The following is a 16,962-nucleotide window of genomic DNA, read 5'->3' on the forward strand; positions in this document are numbered from 1 at the left end:
ATGATATGTTCTTTAAGTTGCCTTCGGCGGCTGACAGGAATCTCTTTCGACCAGCCTGGCCGGAAAGCTGATGGTGCTGAAGGTCGGCTGCTGTGAATCACAGAGCTCAATAACCTTCTCGACGGCAGCCTTGGACATTTCATAAATCGGCAGGCGCACAGAGGTCAGCTTGGGATGAATGCGTGCAGCGAGCTGCACGTCATCGAATCCGGCAATGGAGATGTCCTCAGGTACGGAAATACCGTGTTCAGCGAACGCTTCCATAGCGGAAATCGCCATATCGTCGTTGGAGGAGAAGAAAGCGGTCGGCAGCGGACTGCCTGAAGCAATCAGCTTCTTGACCTCCTCATAAGCCTTCTCCTTCAAAAAATCGCCCTGAAGAACAAACTGCTCATTTGGAGTTAACCCGTGGCGCTTAAGCGTATCCGCATAGGCCATGTAACGTTCCCTGCCGGAATAAGTGTTCATCCGTCCGCAAATCATGCCGATTTCCTTGTGGCCAAGTCCGATCAGATGCTCAATGGCTTCGACCGTGCCCTCATAATCCTTGGAATTAACGATAGCCAGATGATTGCGGTCCAGGTGCTCGGCCATGATCTCCGAAATATCATAGTCAATCAGCACAAGCGGGGAGTCCAGACCTACCATTTCCCGCACGATATCGATGTCCTTCTGGGTACCGACGATAATGCCGCCGTCAATCCGTTTCTGCAGAAAAGCCTGCTTGACCTTCAGGAAATCATCGGGGGAGTAGACGGTGTGGATCAGCACATAACAGCCTCTGGCATTCGCCGTGTCGACAACGGCATCGACGAAGGGCGCAAAGTAGTTATTCTGGTAGATCCGGGTCGTGTTCTCCTTCTCGTTCATGCTGATGGCGAAAAGCCCGATCGTATCGGTCTTCTTGCCGGCCAAAGCCCTGGCAAAGCTGTTGGGCTCATACTGATGCTGTTCAATAACCTTCAGCACCTTGGCCCGCGTCTCTTCAGGGACATTGGAATAATTGTTGATCACACGGGACACCGTGCTCCGGGATACCCCTGCGAGCCTCGCTATATCTTCGCTGCGCATATTGCCCCCTTTTTGCTTGTAAACGCGCGTTTATGAGTTCATTGTAAAATATAATGTCCCGGAAATCAATCCTCTATTTGCAATTCTCTTTTTGAAAAAGAAGTGAACAGACGCTACTATTATAGAAGAGTTTTAATAAATAAAATATTTGGAAACAAAACTATAAACAAACGGGTCAGGTGATGAAGTGACGGTGCTGGTAATCAGACAATTAGAAAGTTATTCCGAGCATTCCGTTGTATTTCCCGCATTTACAATGGAATTAAACCGCCATGAGGCGGTCGCGCTTCATACAGGCATGAACGCAAGGATTGTGCTCCTGGGTATGTTTACAGGCAAACTTCCTGTTACCGGAGGAGAGATCAGCATTAATGGTCATACCTATACAGGACGTATCAGAGAGGCGGCCCCGGACACCGGTTTTCTGCTGCTGGAGGAAGGTCAGTATACGAGATTGACGGTAAAAGAGAACCTGCGCTTTTATAGCAAGCTGTATGGCTCCGGCGGCCGGTGGATGAGGTAATCCGGATGGTCAGGCTCGATGCCAAGGCTGGTGTTCGGCTAGCTGCTCTGAGCCATTCCGAGCGAAAACGGGTGCAATATGCCCGGCTGATTATCCAGGACCCGCAGCTGCTGATCTGTGAGGAGCCGGACCAGAATGTCGATAATGAAACGAAGCTTGTATTCCGGCGGCTTGTGCAGCAGCTGTGTGAAAGCGGCAAAGCGGTGCTTATTATAACAGGTAACATGGAAACGGCGCTTAGTGTGACGAACCGGGTGTACCGGCTGGATGAAAAGGGACTGCAGGCTTTTGATATACAAGCTGAGGAGGAATCGTCAACCAAGTCAGCGGTAAGTAAGCCGGATACGGATACATACAGACAATCTGCGGATGAAGCAGAACCATTGCCGGAGGAAGGCAGTCAGCCGGATTCTGGAATGTTAACAGAGGACGAATTGCCGGATGAAGCCGGGCAGACGCTCCAGCTGTTCCGTTTTGAAAAAATCCCTACCCGCATGAACGACAAGATCATTCTGTTTAACCCGCCGGAAATAGACTATGTGGAAAGCAGCGACGGACAGACCCGGCTCTCGATCGGCGGTGAGCTCTATCCGACAGCCTTTAAAATTAATGAACTGGAGGAGCGTCTGCATTCCTACGGATTTTTCCGCTGCCACCGTTCCTATCTTGTTAATCTCCAGAAGGTCCGTGAAGTCATCACATTCACCCGCAACAGCTATAGCCTTGTACTTGATGATGCAGCGAAGACCTCGGTACCCTTGTCCAAGACCAAAATGGCTGAATTAAAGGAAATGATGGGGTTGAAATAGTTCCATTCAGGTATACATATGCTCCATTCACGCTCGTTTGTGCTCCTTTCACGGTGATTATAATGCGCTGCTGCAGCGTTTACCGTACGATTTGGACATAGACAACAGAAGGGCGGAGGATGAGCAGTCGATGGAGAACATTATTGAAGTCACTTCATTACAGAAAGCATTTGGAGCTTCCCAGGCGCTGAAGGATGTCACGTTCAATGTAAAAAGAGGAGAGATATTCGGCTTCCTTGGCCCCAGCGGCTCCGGCAAAACAACTACTATTAAAATCTTGACTGCCCAGCTCAAGCCGACGGGCGGAAGCGCATATGCTTTTGGAGTCAGCACTGAACAGTTAAACTCCGAGAAGTACCGGCAAAAGGTCGGAATCATCACAGACAACACTGCCTTGTACGGAAGGCTGAATGTCTACGATAATTTGAAGCTGTACTGCGATCTTTACGGCGTGTCTTATCAAAGGATTGCTGAGGTGCTGCAGATGGTCAATCTGGCGGGTGAAGAGAAGAAGGCAGTTTCCAAGCTGTCCAAAGGGATGCTGCAGCGGATCACGCTGGCCAGGGCATTCCTGCATGAGCCGGAGCTGCTGTTCCTGGACGAGCCGACTTCGGCGCTTGATCCGGTTAATACGAAGCATATTCACGAAGGACTTCTTCACTTAAAAGAAAAAGGTACGACGATTTTCCTGACTACGCATGACATGAACGAGGCCGAGGCGTTATGCGACCGGGTTGCGTTCCTGAACAACGGGGAAATCAGGCTGCTGGACAGTCCCAAAAAGCTGCGCCAGCAGCGGGGGGAGCCCACTCTGACGGTCGAGTTAGCCGACGGCAGTATGGTCATTGTGCCGAAGGGGCCTGAAGGAGCTGACCAGATGTTCCGCTATATGAGCACGGGCCAGCTCGTATCCGTGCAATCGAATCATCCGACATTAGGCGATATATTTGTAGAAGTGACAGGGAGGAAGCTGGCATGACCTTTTCAACGAGAAGAATATTTGCTATTTTGCAAAAGGATTATAAAGACCTGTCGCGCAATCTGTATGTAACAACTACCTTGTTCATGCCGCTCCTGATGGCTGCTTTGTTCGGGCGTATGGGGATGGGCACAATTAGTTCCTATTATATAGTTATTAATATGGGTTTTATCCTTGTCGCTACTTATGTCCAATCCGCACTGATTGCCGAGGAGAAGGAGAAGAATACGCTGCGCGGACTGATGCTGTCTCCTGCCAGCACGATGGAAATCTTTTGCGGAAAAAGCCTGCTGAGCTTCATCGCGACAGCGGTAGTCGTCACCGGATCAATTCTGCTTAGTAACTATAATCCCCGGAATATGGCTGTGATTGCTATTGCGCTTTTGTTATCCGCCGTGTTCTATGTTGGATTAGGCACGCTGATCGGATTGTTTACCAAATCGGTCATGGAAGCATCGGTAGTTATCGTTCCGGTCATGCTTATCTTCACCTCCGGCTCCCTGCTTATCCCGCTCATTGAGAAATATCCGGTGCTGGCTGTTGTAGAATATATGCCGAATCTCCAATTGCTGGAGCTGGCGAACCGTGTAGAGACAGGGGCCGGACTGGGCGATACGCTGCTGCATCTGCTGATCATCCTGGCATGGGTGCTCGTGATTCATGCGGTTGCCGCCTATGTTTATAAGAAGCGGATGGTTGATGAATAGAGCTTATAAGGTTAAGAGAGGGGCAGTCTGTGACCTGCATTATTGGTTACGGCTGTCTCTGTCTGCTGCTGAGTAGTGCTTAAATAAATGAGTTTGTATAAAAAATCCGCCGAGAAAGTGCATTGAAACTTCGCTCAGGCATGCTAGTATTGAGAATATGATTATTGAGAATGATAATCAATCACAATAATGTCGGGAGTGGAAAGTTCAATGGTACAACGGGGTCGGAAATATATCTGGGCGGTAATGCTCATAATGGTGATGGCGGTTATGGCAGCCTGCGGAACAAATGACAACGCAGCCAGCGGTAATGCCGCGCAGACAGAGAATGCGGCAGAGGCGGCAGCAAGCAGCACACCTGATGGAAATACACCGGCAGCAACTGACAGCACCGGCGGTGATGAAGGCGGAACGCGTACTGTTACCGGAGAATTCGGCGATGTAGAAATTCCGGCGCATCCGCAGCGGATTGCGGGTATTTATGTGGAGGATTATCTGAAGGCGCTTGGCATTACTCCGGTGGTGCAATGGTATCATCCAAGCTGGGGCAAGCAGGATTATCTAGGGCTGGACGTTCCTGAATTTGATATAACCGGCAGCATGGAGGCCTTGCTGGACCAGAATCCGGATCTGATCATTCTGGATGGCGGTGCGGATCAGGCCGCCTATGAGAACTATTCCAAGGTGGCACCGACTTACCGGCTGCCGGAGACGGTTCTTCAGGATTCCAGGCTGATGCTTGGTGCAATTGCGGATGCTCTGGGCATTCCCGAAAAAGCGGAGAGTGTGCTGGCTGAATATGACGCTAAAGTGTCCGACGGCAAAGCCAAGCTGCAGCAGGCAATCGGCCAGGAAAAGGTCGCCGTAATCCGGCTCAATGTAGCTGATAAGTCATTTGCCTTATTCGGAGTCAAAAACCGTTACACTGGTGTAATCTATGACCAGTTCGGGCTTACGCCTGTCGATATGGCTGCCGAGATGACAGACTACCAGTCGATTATCTCTGAAGAGGTGATTCCGGAGCTGGACGCTGATCATATTATTGTGTTCCTGGATAACGGGGACTGGGATACGCCTGAGAATCAGGATGCCCTGAGTATTCTGGACGGACCGCTCTGGAAGAACATCCCGGCTGTGAAAAACGGAAATATCTATAGAATGGAACGCTCGCACTGGCAGTCCGGAGCCATTACAGCAAATTCCATGAAGCTTGATGATTTGCTTAAGGCAATAGTTAAATAAGGCCGGTCCCGGCCTGCAAATAATATTGAAGAAGGTCTATCAGGCATGGTTGATAGGCCTTCTTTTTTGTTTTACACTGTATTAATGAAAATGATTCTCAGTTGGGGGCGGAGCAATGGAGGAAAGGGCATTGGATAATACTTACCCTTACAAGCAGTTATACAATCTTAATAGTATAGAGACGGCAACGCGTTCTTTGTCAGACAATAATCAAGCAGCCTTCTTTCCGGTTCCGGCTCTGATTATAGTCACTGACGGGCAAGGCTGGATTGAAATGGACGGGCAGCGCTATCTGCTGGACAAGGGGGCCGGATTCCTGTTTGAACGCGGAGCAGTAGACCAGATCTGCGCAGGAGAGCAGGGCTTGAGTTTTTACCGGCTTGATTTCGAAGTTTTTGCGGCCGGTGAAAACAGGATGCTTGCTATGCAAAGCTTGTCTGAGGACGGGCTGCTGCATCCGGGTCCGTTACAGTGCCGTCCCTTCCCGCAAATCATTCTGCTGCTGGAATCGATTCTGCAGAGCCAGCGGAGCGCGGAGGGAATTGAACGGTTTGCCGCCCACAGCCGGTTCCAGGAATTACTGCTGCTGCTCATGCGTGCCAATCCCTGTGCCGCCGTGCCCGAAGATGAGCAGGCTGCGGTTCAGCGTTCTATTCAATATATGCAGGAGCATTTCAATGAAACGGTAACGGTCGACGGTCTGGCGGAGATTGCCGGCCTGGGGCGCAGCCGCTTTACCAGACTGTTCAAAGAACAGACCGGCCGGATTCCGCTGGAATACCTTAACGGACTGAGAATAGAACGGGCACAGCAGCAGCTGCTAATGAGTAAAGACCGTCTGCATGAGATTGCTTTGGCGGTGGGCTATAGTAATGAGTACTATTTCAGCCGGCGTTTTAAAGGAAGTGTCGGAGTTACACCAGGCAAGTACAGAAGCCTCTATCAGGAGGGAACACGGATTTTCGCCCCGTTTCTGGAGGATTATCTGCTGGCACTGGGTATCACACCTGTTGCCCAGTATTGCCACGCGGATTGGGGCAAGCAGGATTATCTTGGGCTTGATCACATTCCGGCGTTTGATATTTCCACCGGCGACTGGCAGGATCTGTTCCGTTACACGCCGGAGCTGATTATGCTCGACGACGGTTTCCAGCGCTGGCATCTTGAGGAATGCCGTCAGGTGGCACCGCTGTTCAAGCTTCCGTTTCACCAGGAGAACTGGCGTGCCACACTGCGTTCGGCTGCAGTGATTTTCGGATTGACGGGACGCGTACAGGAGGTAATCAGCAATTATGAGCAGAAAGCCCTTGCGGCCAGGCAGCTGCTAAGCCGTTCCGCAGGCAACCAGACTGTAGCGGTGCTCCGGATTTATTCCGAGGGGATTATGCTGTACGGATGTGACGGACTGGGTTACACGGGAGAGGTGCTGCACCGCGATCTTGGACTGCAGCCGCATCCGCTGGTCCGTCAGCTGTGCCGGGGAAGGAAGCAGGTAAATCTCAGCCTTGAAGCATTGGCGCAGCTGACGGCAGATCATCTGTTTATTACCTTTGACCGGCAGATGGGGGAAGGCCGTGAGCTGCTTGAAACCCCGTTCTGGCGGAAGCTTCCTGCTGTACGCAGCGGCTGTGTCTATGAGATAGATTTTATGGCCTGGATGAATTACGGTGTGATGTCCCATCAGTGTAAAATTGCTGATGTGCTGCAGGTGCTGGCATAAGGCTGGTTCATCACAATTTTTCGATTGCGGATAATCCGGTATAATAAGGATTATTATGTGGCGGAAAGGGAGGTTCCCATTGGAAAACGAGGCGGAAGACCAGGTATTTCATCTGCCAAAGCATACGGATGAAGGATTGCCCCGGATTATCCCGTTAGGGGATTCGGCTGTGTCAGTAATCTTTGAGGCAGCGATCAGTCCGCAGACCCACCGCCGTGTAAAGGCGGTTTGCAGCAGGCTAATTTCCGCTCCTTTTACAGGTATGATTGAATTTGTCCCTTCCTTTCACTCGGTTGCTGTATATTACGACGGGCCGGCTGTCCTTAGAGCCTATCCGCATTTTATCGCCCAAGGTGAAGAATATTATCCGTTTCCAATAGTCGCTGCCCTGCTGGAGGAAATGTTGAAGCTTGCTGATGAACAGGCCGATCCGGCTCCAAGAATAGTCAGCATTCCTGTGTGCTACGGCGGGGAGACCGGTCCTGACCTGGAGTTTGTGGCGCGGTATAACAGGCTCTCGGTAGAGGAGGTTATTGATATTCATTCTTCGGCTGATTATCTGGTGTATATGCTTGGTTTTGCCCCGGGCTTTCCGTATCTCGGAGGGCTCTCTCCGGCGATTTCCACTCCGCGGCGTCCTTCGCCGCGGCTGGCTATCCCGGCAGGCTCGGTCGGGATAGCGGGTGATCAGACCGGTGTCTATCCGCTGGAGACGCCTGGCGGCTGGCAGCTGATCGGCCGGACCCCGGTTGCCCTGTTCAGGCCGCATGCTGTTCCGCCGGTAAGGCTTCAGGCCGGCGATCTCGTCCGGTTCTATCCGGTCTCGTTCAGCGAGTTCTCCGCCTGGAAGGATGATAGGCTATGAGTCTGCTGATCATGAAGCCAGGCCTGTTAACGACAGTACAGGACCTGGGAAGATACGGCTATCAGCAATATGGAGTGATTGCCGGCGGTGCGATGGACAGCTATGCTCTGCGTATGGCCAACCTGCTGGTTGGCAACGAAGAGCAGGCAGCCGGGCTGGAAATGACGGTGCTTGGACCGGAAATTACATTTGCCGCTCCTGCGCTTATTGCCGTCTGCGGCGGCGGGTTAGCGCCGCTGCTGGACGGGCGGCCGCTGCCGCTCTGGCGGACAGCCCATGTGCCCAAGGGAGCAAGGCTGCATTTCGGGCGCCTGCCCGGAGGATGCAGGGCTTACCTCGCCGTTGCCGGCGGAATCGATGTTCCGCTTCAGATGAACAGCCGCTCAACCTACCTGCGAGCCGGAATCGGCGGCCAGCAGGGCCGGGCTTTGCGCTCCGGCGATGTGCTGCCTGTCGGCACGCCTTCGGGCAGGGCTGCAGACTGGTCAGAACGGCTGGCCCGTGGGCGGGGTACCGAGAGGGGGGTCAGGGAGCCGGTGAATATCAGGCAGCTTGAAGGGCAGTCTGCCGGAAATTCAGGAGCGGAGGCTGCGGCTATCGCTGCCTGGTATCCTGTGCCGGCTATGATTCCTGATTATCCTGAAGCTCCGGTCATCCGGGTAATTGAGGGCGAAGAGTACGAAATGTTCAGCTCTGAGAGCCGCCGGCGCTTTTTATCTGAACCATATACGATTCTCCCCGAATCGGACCGTATGGGATACCGTCTGTCCGGCAGCGCTCTGTCACTGGTACAGGAACAGAGTCTGGCCTCAGCGCAGTCACCTTTGGGACGATCCAGGTTCCTGCCGGAGGTGCCCCGATCATCTTGATGGCTGACCGCCAGACAACCGGGGGTTATCCGAAGCTGGCGCAGGTGATTACGGCTGATCTGCCGCTTCTTGCGCAGGCATCCCCAGGCAGCCGGGTCCATTTCCGGCTCGTCACGCTGAGAGAAGCACAGGAGCAGCTGCTGCAGCGGGAGCTTGAGCTGCGCCGGCTTCGGCTCGTGCTGCAGCATGTGTAGCAGCCCGCAAAATACATACTGGAGGCTACAGCCAATGAAATCTGTTGATTTGAACTGTGATATGGGCGAGAGCTTCGGTGCATACCGGCTTGGGCAGGATGAAGATATCCTTCCCTACATAACCTCAGCTAACATTGCGTGCGGCTTCCATGCCGGTGATCCGGGTACGATGTCGCGGACGGTGCAGCTGGCGCTGAAGCATGAAGTGGCTATCGGTGCCCATCCGGGCCTGCAGGATCTGGCTGGTTTCGGACGCAGGGAAATAAAGCTCTCGCCTCGGGAAGCTTACGAGCTCACCGTCTACCAGGTAGGGGCATTGTGGGGTTTCGTGCGGGCAGAAGGCGGCGTGCTCCGGCATGTTAAGCCGCACGGTGCGTTATACAATATGGCTGCAGCTTCTGCTGCTCTGGCCGAGGCGATTGCCGTGGCCGTGTACCGGATCGAGCCGGAGCTGATTCTGTTCGGTCTGGCCGGCAGCGAGCTGATCCGGGCCGGTAACAGAGCCGGACTGCGCACGGCTAGCGAGGTTTTTGCCGACCGCACCTACCAGAGTGACGGGACGTTAACGCCCAGAAGCCGGCCGGATGCACTGGTGACAGATGAACAACAGGCGCTGCACCAGGTTCTGAGCATGGTACAGGAGGGCAAGGTCCGCTCCACGGACGGAAGAGATGTAGCTATAACTGCTGAAACCATCTGTTTGCACGGCGATGGTCATCATGCCGTTGAATTTGCCTCAGCGATCCGCGGCTCCTTAGAAAGTGCAGGAATAGCAGTGCAACGTATCCGCAGAGGATAAACCGGTACGTATACTATTAGATTTTAATATGAAAAGAAACCCCGCTTGCAGAAATGGCAGCTGTTGCCATTTCAGAAGCGGGGTTGTTTGATAGATTTGAATATTCTTGTTATATCTCCGGTTCGGTTATAACGTCAAGTTAATCCTCCGAGCCGGTCCGCAGCAACAAGGCTTCATCAATTCCGGGCTGATCGCTGAACCGTTCAAGCTCGTTGTATGCCGGGATACCATGCATAGCCATGTCCAGACCTTCTTCTTCCTCAGCAGCGCTCACGCGCAGTCCGACAGTCCGCTGAATCAGCTTGGCGGCGCCATAGCTCATGATAAAACCCCACACCATGACAACCACAACACCTAATAGCTGTACACCGAGCTGGTGAAACTGTCCGGTAGTGAACAAGCCTTCCTGTGTATCAAAAAGACCGACAGCTACTGTTCCGAAGGCACCGTTAATTCCGTGTACCGCAACAGCGCCTACCGGATCGTCCACCTGCATTTTATCGATGGCCAGGGTACCCAAAATAACTAATACACCAGCAATCAGGCCGATCACAATAGCGGAGTAGGGGCTGACAAAAGCACATCCGGCAGTGATGCCTACCAGACCGGCTAGCGCACCGTTCATGGTCATGCTCGGATCAGCTTTGCCGAAGCGGAACATGGTGTAGATCATGGCCGATGTACCGCCGGCAGCTGCAGCCAGCATCGTATTCAAAGCAATAACGGAAAGGCTGGAATCCGCTGCATTCAGCGTGCTTCCGGCATTGAAGCCGAACCAGCCGAACCAGAGAATGAAGGTGCCCGCCGAAGCAAGCGGAATGTTACTTGGAGCAAATACGTTTACGCTGCCATCCGTATTGAACCTGCCCCTGCGAGGTCCAAGCACTTTGGCAAAGGCAAAAGCTGCGGCTCCGCCGAGTGCATGGATCGCCGCCGATCCTGCGAAGTCCTTCATCCCCAGGCTTGCCAGCCAGCCCTCCGGATTCCAGACCCAGTGGCCGGAGACCGGATAAAGGATAGCTGCTACGAATAAAGCAACAAGGATGTAGGCCTTAAAAGACATCCGCTCCGCTACCGCCCCGGAAATGATAGAGATGGCAGCAATCGCGAAGCCGATCTGAAACAGAACATAAGCCGATAACGGAAGGTTTAAATCTATATTCAGAGACTGTGAAGCCCCCCAGAAATCAAAACTGATCAGGCCGGCAAAATCCTTTCCGAACATGATTCCGAAGCCAACCAGAAAAAAAGCCAATACCCCGACGGTAAGATCCACAAAAATCTTCATGGTGACATTCACCGCATTTTTCGTCCGCACAAAACCCGCCTCGAGCAGGCTGAAGCCGCCCTCCATAAACACAACCATGGCCGCAGCCAGCACAACCCAAACCGTATTTAAAGCGATATCCGTTCCGGCATTCATGATGTTACCCTCCCTGTCACATATACAACACAGTAATGATATAAGGGGAGGGCAGAAAATGTCAACATCAAATGTTATGTTTACTTACACCAATTTTAGCTAAAACACCATTCTGATTTGCACTTATCTACATATCGCTTTGTTTTAACTCATCGATAGTTTCGTCTGCTTTGCCGGTACGGATGTTGTACATCTCGAGCAGCGGAAGCACAAAAATCTTACCGTCTCCCATTTCCCCGGTCTGGGCCGTAGCAATAATAGTCTTGATCGTCTCGTCCACTTTATGGTCAGACACGACGATTTCAAGCTTGATTTTGTGGTGCAGATTGACGGTATACGATTTGCCTCTGTACACTCCGGTAGTGTTTTTTTGCTGGCCGCGCCCCTGGGCCTGTGTAACGGTGAATCCGGTGACCTCAATCGCGCGGAGTGCATCGATGACTTCCCTAAGCTTTTCAGGACGGATGATCGCTTCAACTTTTTTCATATCGTTCCTCCAAAAAATCAGTGTAGCTGCAATGTGAATTGTACCACAACATTTGCACTCACAGGTATCTGATTAAAACGGAAGCTCTCAGGAATAGAGCCCCCGATATGTAAGAAGGAAGGATAAACATTTACTAGGAATGTGACTAATGATAGTGCTTTCATATAAAAGAGAAGTTATTCTTTATTTGGAACTAAAAGGTAAATTGCTTCTGGTTCCCAAATAATGATTCTATGGAGGGAAAGTATGAAGAGAATTGTTACTATTCTTATGGCAGGCTTAATGTTAACAGCCAACGCCGCAGCAGTCTCGGCGGAGGAGCAGCCGGAGCCTGCACCGTTGGTTACGCAGTCAGACGCGGATGCCGGAATGCGAAGTATTTTATTTAATGAGGATAAGCTACAAGACTCTCCGCTTGATAAGGCAGCTGCGGCACAAGCCGTTCAGGAATTTCTTGGTCAAATATCAGTCTTTGAACAAACAACTTTCCAGAAGAAATCCGGGGCGGAGCGTCAAGAAATAACACCTTTGAAGGGTGTTGATGGGCGGACCTATTACAATATCGATCTTTATAACGGTGACAGCTATTCAGGTTACATAATTCTCGGTGATTTTGAAGGAGACGGCAAACTTGCCGTTATGGAGTACGGAACTACGCCTTCGCCCGTCCAAAAAACAAACGGCGAGCAGACGCTGGCCGATACAGAAATACTATATGGAGGACCGCTATTGTCCTATAGTATAGAAGTGGATAAAGAGGAACAAGCCTATGGTAAAACAGCGGTTAATGTAATCACCAGCGAGAGAATTGCTGCTGATGCACTGGCCTTTCAAATGCCTGAGTTCAGTACAGCGGCAGCACAGCCTTCTCCGCCCAGCAGCGGCTATACTCAGATTACCTTCCCTTCCCAAAGCGTCTTTCTTACAAATGTTCAGGGCTCATTAGGATTAGCCGAGAATTTTGGGTGCGGTCCGGCTGCCGGCACCAATCTTTTGTATTCGCTGGGGCAGCGGAATTCATCCTATAATGATATGCTTTGGTGGAAGGCCGATCCGGCCAGACCTATGGATATGTATACTATGGGCAGTGTTTTAGTGAACAGTATGTCTGCTATTTGGGGGACTACTTTTCCGGAATTCAAAGCCGGGCTTAATTCATATTTGAGCAATTATAATCATAGTCCTTACTTAGCCTCTCAACTAAGAAGTGATAACACCAATCTCGGCACCCCTACAACAACCTCCAATTTGCTGGTTTGGGAAAATATCAAAACAGGCATCAACGGCAATAAGCCGGTTGCTGTACTTGCCGGTAAAAAAACCTCAACAGGCAGCAGCACCTATCCTGATACAGGAAGTACCTCCAGCATGGTCTTTCACTGGTTTACAGCGTTGGGCTACATTGAGGACGCCAATGCCAATATGTACATGAAAGTAAGCAGCTGGGGCAATATCTATTATGTCAGTTATAATGCGTTGTGTTATTGGAGGGATACGCTGGGTTCAGTGTATATCTATGCCAGCTATTAGAATCAGCGAGCGGGGAGGGGTAAAGTGGACGTAATATTAGTGCTAGCAGCTGCTATACTGTATCCGGCACTACTATACAGGATATTCCGGTTCATTCATGACAAAAGCCGGCTGCGATTGTATTGGAGTATTGTGCCGTTATGCCTCATCGTCAGCCTGACCATCCCGTTTCTGTATTCCTATATGCAGGACCCGTCCGTCTTATTTTCACTGGAGGCTATGGTTGATTATTCACTGAAATCGGGACTGCTGACCTTTCTGGTCATCCCTTCTCTTACAGCAGCCTTCATTTGCACATTGTATGGTTATCTAAGAATCAGCAGAGGGTCCGTCGCCCTCATGTCTGCAGTATGTATCGCAGGTGCGGCGGGAATCTGGTCAGGCGGCAGCGCGGTGGACCGCTTGCTGAATGAACCATCAATCGGCTGGGAGCAGCTCGGGACGAATGATATTGCCGGAGCCGGAATGTGGATCTACAGTGACGGTCAAACTGCGGAGAATCGTTACATCGAGCTGAATGAACAGGAGACGGATCAGGTTAGAAAAATGCTTAATTCTATTCCTGAGTCTGAAATGAATGAAATTCAGTATGCTGACCGCACATTGGCCTTGGAAATGGTCATCAGGTTGATTAAGAACGATCAGCGGTCGATCCGGGTTCAATATGACAAACGGGAAATCTATGCCGCAATAACGGATGAGCGGAGCCAAAAGTATTTTTCCGTCCAATCATCTGCGTTAAAAGACTTCTTTGATCATAAGCTTCAGAAGTGAGTGGAAGCAAGGAAGATTGTAAAAGGCCACTGTCAGCAAATGTTTGCGGCAGTGGCTTTTTTTGCCTATGGATGGTTATAGCAAGGCAAGCGGGTATTTGAATAGCGGAGTAACGGTTACTTCAGTCTTATCCCGTTCAGTATAAAATCCCAGTTCGTATAATCGTTCATGTCCCCCGGAACCTCGAGTGCGCACACATGCTCCATACCCCACGGCAGTTCTCGGGTAACGGTTAAATGTTCTGCCGGGTTAAGAATCAGAATCGTATAGCTTCTCCCTCTAAGCAATGTGGATAAAATATCCCGGAGCTCATACACCTCTTCGTATCCGGCAGACCAACGGATGAACAGGCTGCTAGTGCTCTGCACCAGATTTGCCCAGAAGCGCGTGATGCGGCGGTCTAGCTTCTGTCTGTAGGCCGGATAGAAGGATCGCCAATCCACATTCGGGATTATTGGAAAATCATGTGCGGAGATGATGTTATACTCAGAATCCCTGATAAAATAGGATTTAGAAAGACTCTGCCCGTCAGGGTTGTCATACACCGGATTTCCATCGTTTAGATAAAAGTGGGTCTCATCCAGCCTGCTCAGATTTTCAAAAGCCATAAAGCGGTTAAAGCGGCTTTTTATCAAGCGGGTAACATCACTAAGCGAAGCAGAGATCATCCAGTCGAGAGGCATGGAGAACTTCCGGAGGCCATATCGCCTCAAATTAATGGCAGGTGCGCAGGAGGAGCCGAGGCTGACAATGAGGTCGTATTCGATTTTGATATCCTGAAGATTCATAAAGGGTATTCACCGGTTCGCAGCTAAATTTCTTATTAACAGATTATTGTACTTTGCTGCATGCTTTTGTTCATCAAGAATAATGCCGTACAAAGTATCCTTATAAACACCATACGGTAGGCCAAACCATATCTTCCGGTACTTTTCAACTGCCGACAATTCACCTTGATAAGCTTTTTGTAACCCGGAGATATACGTATCGGCCTGCTCAGGAACTTCGTTGCTGACCCCAGTCACTTCTTGTCCTGTAATTTCTCTGTACATCTGCCGGAACATTTGATTATGCTTCTGTTCGTCATTCCGGATGGAGGTGATCACATCGGCCTGTCCTTGGTCGGGAGCAAGCCGGATGAGTTGATCATAGAAGAGCTCATCATTTCGTTCCCCCTGTACAGAATCCTTCATTAAAAGCAGTGCTTCTTGAGTAGAGGTAGCCCAAACGGGCACAAAAGTTGAACTGCGGAGAATCGGATAAACGCTATGCACCGGATAAACGCTATACATGAGTGTGAGCCTCCAGATTACAAGTATTTACGATAATAATATGCACATTAGCCTAATCAGTGAATGAAATGGTGCTGTCCCTTGTGATTTTTATACTGGAATTTTTAAAGACAATTAAATATTAAGTACATACAATTTACGACATGATAGTTTTATTTTTGAGTGTATAATTACTAAAAAGGAATGTATAGATGGAAGATACATAGTGTTATCTCTATCGATGACTGACAAAAAAGGAGGATGACAAATGATTAAGTCATTTAAAACAGATTTAAAAGCGAATCGCAAAAATCCACAAACGCTTATGGTCTTGTTTACTTATCGCTTTGGAAACTGGGTACACTATCGGGTTAAGAATAAGATTGTAAAGAAAACACTATGGGGACTCTATAAAGTGATGGACTTAGCTTTTGTTCGAATCCTTTCTAATGGAGAATTACATGCACAAGCTAAGATCGGTGATTATCTTCATTTGCCGCATGGTTTAAATGGTATCGTTATTAGTCACAAAGCAGTAATCGGCAGTCATGCTACCATCTTTCATCAAGTAACTATCGGCGGCAGAAATAGCTTAGGTGAGCCAGTAATTGGAGACAGAGCCTTTATTGGAGTGGGAGCTAAGATACTCGGTCCTATATTGATTGGTAACGATGCGAATATCGGCGCTATGTCAGTAGTTGTCAAGGATGTACCTGACAACGCATCAGCGATAGGAATCCCAGCACGAAACCTGTTGCGAGATGAACCTAAAAAAGAAAATACTAGATAGACGGAGGAATGACATGAGAAAAAGCTTAATTAAGGAGCAAGTTCGAGGATCAAAAGGGGCTGTCACTTGGATAATATCCAATGTGACCAATGCGTGACGAATTACAGAGCCTATGTTGAGACGGTTAAGGGGCATGACAAAGAAAAACTCCTTATTAAATAAGGAGTTTTCTAGAGATTATACATATAGGACGGATGGGGTTCGAACCCATGACCCCTACCCTGTCAAGATAGTGCTCTCCCGCTGAGCTACCGTCCTGCAACGAAATTTATAATACCACAGCATGTCAGCTGATGGCAACAATTATTTTCTGAAGTCATGTAAGCACCATACGGCGGATGTTGCCGGGACCGGATGAATCTGTGTATGAGAAAAGAGCGCGACAGCTAAAAACCGGTCGTTATATAATGAAGTCCGTTTATGATCATTATGATGACAAAGGTGGGCGGCCGGTGAAAGTTACGATACATAAAACAGTTATAGAGGAAGCTTTGCTCAAATATGTAGTGATTGCTGCAAGACAGGATGGCCGGTGGATCATGGCCAGGCACCGTGAACGGACTACGTGGGAGTTTGCCGGCGGGCATATTGAGCCAAATGAACCGGCGGATGCTGCCGCGGTCAGGGAGCTGTATGAAGAGACCGGTGCGGAGGAGTACTCCTTGATTCCGGTCTGTGTGTATTCGGTAGCTATTCAGGGAGTGCCCGAGAGCTTCGGCAAGCTCTATCTGGCGGATGTCCAAAGATTCGGGCAGATCCCGCAATATGAAATGGCTGAAATTAAAAGCTTCACGGAAATTCCGGAAGAAGTAACATACCCGCATATTGTACCTGCGCTTGTGGCTGAAGTGAAACGGTTTTTGCTTGAGATGGAGCCGGGCAGGACGGGAGCTGAATAAAGATTCGACC

The 16,962-nt window shown here is 50.2% G+C and carries 17 protein-coding genes, 1 tRNA gene and 1 pseudogene; 13 read left to right on the plus strand and 6 right to left on the minus strand.

Annotated features, from left to right (window positions below):
- Positions 1 to 12: 12 nt before the first annotated feature.
- Positions 13 to 1,071 carry a LacI family DNA-binding transcriptional regulator gene (locus AWJ19_RS10530; protein WP_068723521.1) on the minus strand — a complete coding sequence of 353 codons (1,059 nt, stop codon included), beginning with the start codon at positions 1,069 to 1,071 and terminating at the stop codon, positions 13 to 15.
- Between the two features lie 193 nt (positions 1,072 to 1,264).
- Here AWJ19_RS10530 and AWJ19_RS35775 point away from each other — a divergent pair, with 193 nt between their 5' ends.
- The 9 genes and pseudogenes from AWJ19_RS35775 (at position 1,265) to AWJ19_RS10570 (ending at position 9,778) form a co-directional block, all read left to right on the plus strand.
- Positions 1,265 to 1,594: a hypothetical protein gene (locus tag AWJ19_RS35775; RefSeq protein ID WP_198536536.1), complete on the plus strand. Its 330-nt coding sequence runs from the start codon at positions 1,265 to 1,267 to the stop codon at positions 1,592 to 1,594.
- 5 nt (positions 1,595 to 1,599) lie between these two features.
- Positions 1,600 to 2,403, plus strand: coding sequence for a LytTR family transcriptional regulator DNA-binding domain-containing protein (locus AWJ19_RS10535; protein WP_198536537.1), 804 nt, complete (start codon positions 1,600 to 1,602; stop codon positions 2,401 to 2,403).
- A gap of 130 nt (positions 2,404 to 2,533) precedes the next feature.
- Positions 2,534 to 3,382, plus strand: a complete 849-nt coding sequence (locus tag AWJ19_RS10540) for an ABC transporter ATP-binding protein (protein WP_068723523.1) — start codon at positions 2,534 to 2,536, stop codon at positions 3,380 to 3,382.
- Positions 3,379 to 4,089, plus strand: coding sequence for an ABC transporter permease (locus AWJ19_RS10545; protein WP_068723525.1), 711 nt, complete (start codon positions 3,379 to 3,381; stop codon positions 4,087 to 4,089). The genes AWJ19_RS10540 and AWJ19_RS10545 overlap by 4 nt, the downstream gene beginning before the upstream one ends.
- 210 nt (positions 4,090 to 4,299) lie before the next feature.
- Positions 4,300 to 5,331, plus strand: a complete 1,032-nt coding sequence (locus AWJ19_RS10550; RefSeq protein ID WP_068723527.1) for an ABC transporter substrate-binding protein — start codon at positions 4,300 to 4,302, stop codon at positions 5,329 to 5,331.
- A gap of 130 nt (positions 5,332 to 5,461) precedes the next feature.
- Positions 5,462 to 7,051, plus strand: coding sequence for a helix-turn-helix domain-containing protein (locus AWJ19_RS10555; protein WP_241781685.1), 1,590 nt, complete (start codon positions 5,462 to 5,464; stop codon positions 7,049 to 7,051).
- Positions 7,052 to 7,130: 79 nt separating this feature from the next.
- On the plus strand, positions 7,131 to 7,916 hold the full coding sequence (gene pxpB / locus AWJ19_RS10560) for a 5-oxoprolinase subunit PxpB (protein ID WP_277815799.1): 786 nt from the start codon (positions 7,131 to 7,133) through the stop codon (positions 7,914 to 7,916).
- Positions 7,913 to 8,979 (plus strand): annotated as a pseudogene (locus AWJ19_RS10565) (biotin-dependent carboxyltransferase family protein). Before pxpB ends, AWJ19_RS10565 begins: the two are co-directional and overlap by 4 nt.
- A gap of 34 nt (positions 8,980 to 9,013) precedes the next feature.
- Positions 9,014 to 9,778, plus strand: coding sequence for a 5-oxoprolinase subunit PxpA (locus AWJ19_RS10570; protein ID WP_068723530.1), 765 nt, complete (start codon positions 9,014 to 9,016; stop codon positions 9,776 to 9,778).
- Positions 9,779 to 9,917: 139 nt separating this feature from the next.
- On the opposite strand, the gene AWJ19_RS10575 is transcribed toward AWJ19_RS10570, so the two are convergent.
- Both AWJ19_RS10575 and AWJ19_RS10580 read right to left on the minus strand, forming a co-directional pair.
- On the minus strand, positions 9,918 to 11,201 hold the full coding sequence (locus tag AWJ19_RS10575; RefSeq protein WP_068723532.1) for an ammonium transporter: 1,284 nt from the start codon (positions 11,199 to 11,201) through the stop codon (positions 9,918 to 9,920).
- Positions 11,202 to 11,328: 127 nt separating this feature from the next.
- Positions 11,329 to 11,688 (minus strand): P-II family nitrogen regulator, encoded by a 360-nt coding sequence (locus AWJ19_RS10580; RefSeq protein ID WP_068723533.1) that lies wholly within the window; start codon positions 11,686 to 11,688, stop codon positions 11,329 to 11,331.
- Between the two features lie 369 nt (positions 11,689 to 12,057).
- Between AWJ19_RS10580 and AWJ19_RS10585 the strand changes: the two genes are divergently transcribed.
- Both AWJ19_RS10585 and AWJ19_RS10590 read left to right on the plus strand, forming a co-directional pair.
- A complete protein-coding gene (locus tag AWJ19_RS10585) occupies positions 12,058 to 13,218 on the plus strand; it encodes a hypothetical protein (protein WP_128083565.1) in 1,161 nt (386 codons plus the stop codon).
- 24 nt (positions 13,219 to 13,242) lie between these two features.
- Entirely contained in the window at positions 13,243 to 13,992 is a 750-nt protein-coding gene (locus AWJ19_RS10590; RefSeq protein WP_068723537.1) for a hypothetical protein, read from the plus strand.
- Positions 13,993 to 14,108: 116 nt separating this feature from the next.
- Here AWJ19_RS10590 and AWJ19_RS10595 read toward each other — a convergent pair whose 3' ends face one another.
- Together AWJ19_RS10595 and AWJ19_RS10600 are read right to left on the minus strand one after the other, a co-directional pair.
- A complete protein-coding gene (locus AWJ19_RS10595; protein WP_068723538.1) occupies positions 14,109 to 14,780 on the minus strand; it encodes a DUF1796 family putative cysteine peptidase in 672 nt (223 codons plus the stop codon).
- Between the two features lie 9 nt (positions 14,781 to 14,789).
- Complete coding sequence (locus tag AWJ19_RS10600) at positions 14,790 to 15,284, minus strand: ferritin-like domain-containing protein (protein ID WP_068723540.1); 495 nt, start codon at positions 15,282 to 15,284, stop codon at positions 14,790 to 14,792.
- Positions 15,285 to 15,531: 247 nt separating this feature from the next.
- On the opposite strand from AWJ19_RS10600, the gene AWJ19_RS10605 reads away from it, so the two are divergent.
- Positions 15,532 to 16,053 carry a serine acetyltransferase gene (locus AWJ19_RS10605; RefSeq protein ID WP_068723542.1) on the plus strand — a complete coding sequence of 174 codons (522 nt, stop codon included), beginning with the start codon at positions 15,532 to 15,534 and terminating at the stop codon, positions 16,051 to 16,053.
- A 186-nt stretch (positions 16,054 to 16,239) separates the two neighbouring features.
- Here the strand turns inward: AWJ19_RS10605 and AWJ19_RS10610 are convergent.
- A tRNA-Val gene (locus AWJ19_RS10610) sits at positions 16,240 to 16,311 on the minus strand.
- Between the two features lie 194 nt (positions 16,312 to 16,505).
- On the opposite strand from AWJ19_RS10610, the gene AWJ19_RS10615 reads away from it, so the two are divergent.
- A complete protein-coding gene (locus AWJ19_RS10615; RefSeq protein WP_068723602.1) occupies positions 16,506 to 16,952 on the plus strand; it encodes an NUDIX domain-containing protein in 447 nt (148 codons plus the stop codon).
- The last annotated feature ends 10 nt before the right edge of the window (positions 16,953 to 16,962 follow it).

Source organism: Paenibacillus sp. DMB5, assembly GCF_001517085.1.
Lineage (GTDB): Bacteria > Bacillota > Bacilli > Paenibacillales > Paenibacillaceae > Paenibacillus_AQ.

What these genes read in the sequence shown, in the direction of transcription:
- AWJ19_RS10550 (WP_068723527.1), top strand. Translation starts at nt 4,300, where the DNA reads ATGGTACAACGGGGTCGGAAATATATCTGGGCGGTAATGCTCATAATG.
- AWJ19_RS10545 (WP_068723525.1), top strand. Translation starts at nt 3,379, where the DNA reads ATGACCTTTTCAACGAGAAGAATATTTGCTATTTTGCAAAAGGATTAT.
- AWJ19_RS10585 (WP_128083565.1), top strand. Translation starts at nt 12,058, where the DNA reads ATGCGAAGTATTTTATTTAATGAGGATAAGCTACAAGACTCTCCGCTT.
- AWJ19_RS10570 (WP_068723530.1), top strand. Translation starts at nt 9,014, where the DNA reads ATGAAATCTGTTGATTTGAACTGTGATATGGGCGAGAGCTTCGGTGCA.
- AWJ19_RS10535 (WP_198536537.1), top strand. Translation starts at nt 1,600, where the DNA reads ATGGTCAGGCTCGATGCCAAGGCTGGTGTTCGGCTAGCTGCTCTGAGC.
- AWJ19_RS10530 (WP_068723521.1), bottom strand. Translation starts at nt 1,071, where the DNA reads ATGCGCAGCGAAGATATAGCGAGGCTCGCAGGGGTATCCCGGAGCACG.
- AWJ19_RS10540 (WP_068723523.1), top strand. Translation starts at nt 2,534, where the DNA reads ATGGAGAACATTATTGAAGTCACTTCATTACAGAAAGCATTTGGAGCT.
- AWJ19_RS10595 (WP_068723538.1), bottom strand. Translation starts at nt 14,780, where the DNA reads ATGAATCTTCAGGATATCAAAATCGAATACGACCTCATTGTCAGCCTC.
- AWJ19_RS10580 (WP_068723533.1), bottom strand. Translation starts at nt 11,688, where the DNA reads ATGAAAAAAGTTGAAGCGATCATCCGTCCTGAAAAGCTTAGGGAAGTC.
- AWJ19_RS10575 (WP_068723532.1), bottom strand. Translation starts at nt 11,201, where the DNA reads ATGAATGCCGGAACGGATATCGCTTTAAATACGGTTTGGGTTGTGCTG.
- AWJ19_RS10600 (WP_068723540.1), bottom strand. Translation starts at nt 15,284, where the DNA reads ATGTATAGCGTTTATCCGGTGCATAGCGTTTATCCGATTCTCCGCAGT.
- AWJ19_RS10605 (WP_068723542.1), top strand. Translation starts at nt 15,532, where the DNA reads ATGATTAAGTCATTTAAAACAGATTTAAAAGCGAATCGCAAAAATCCA.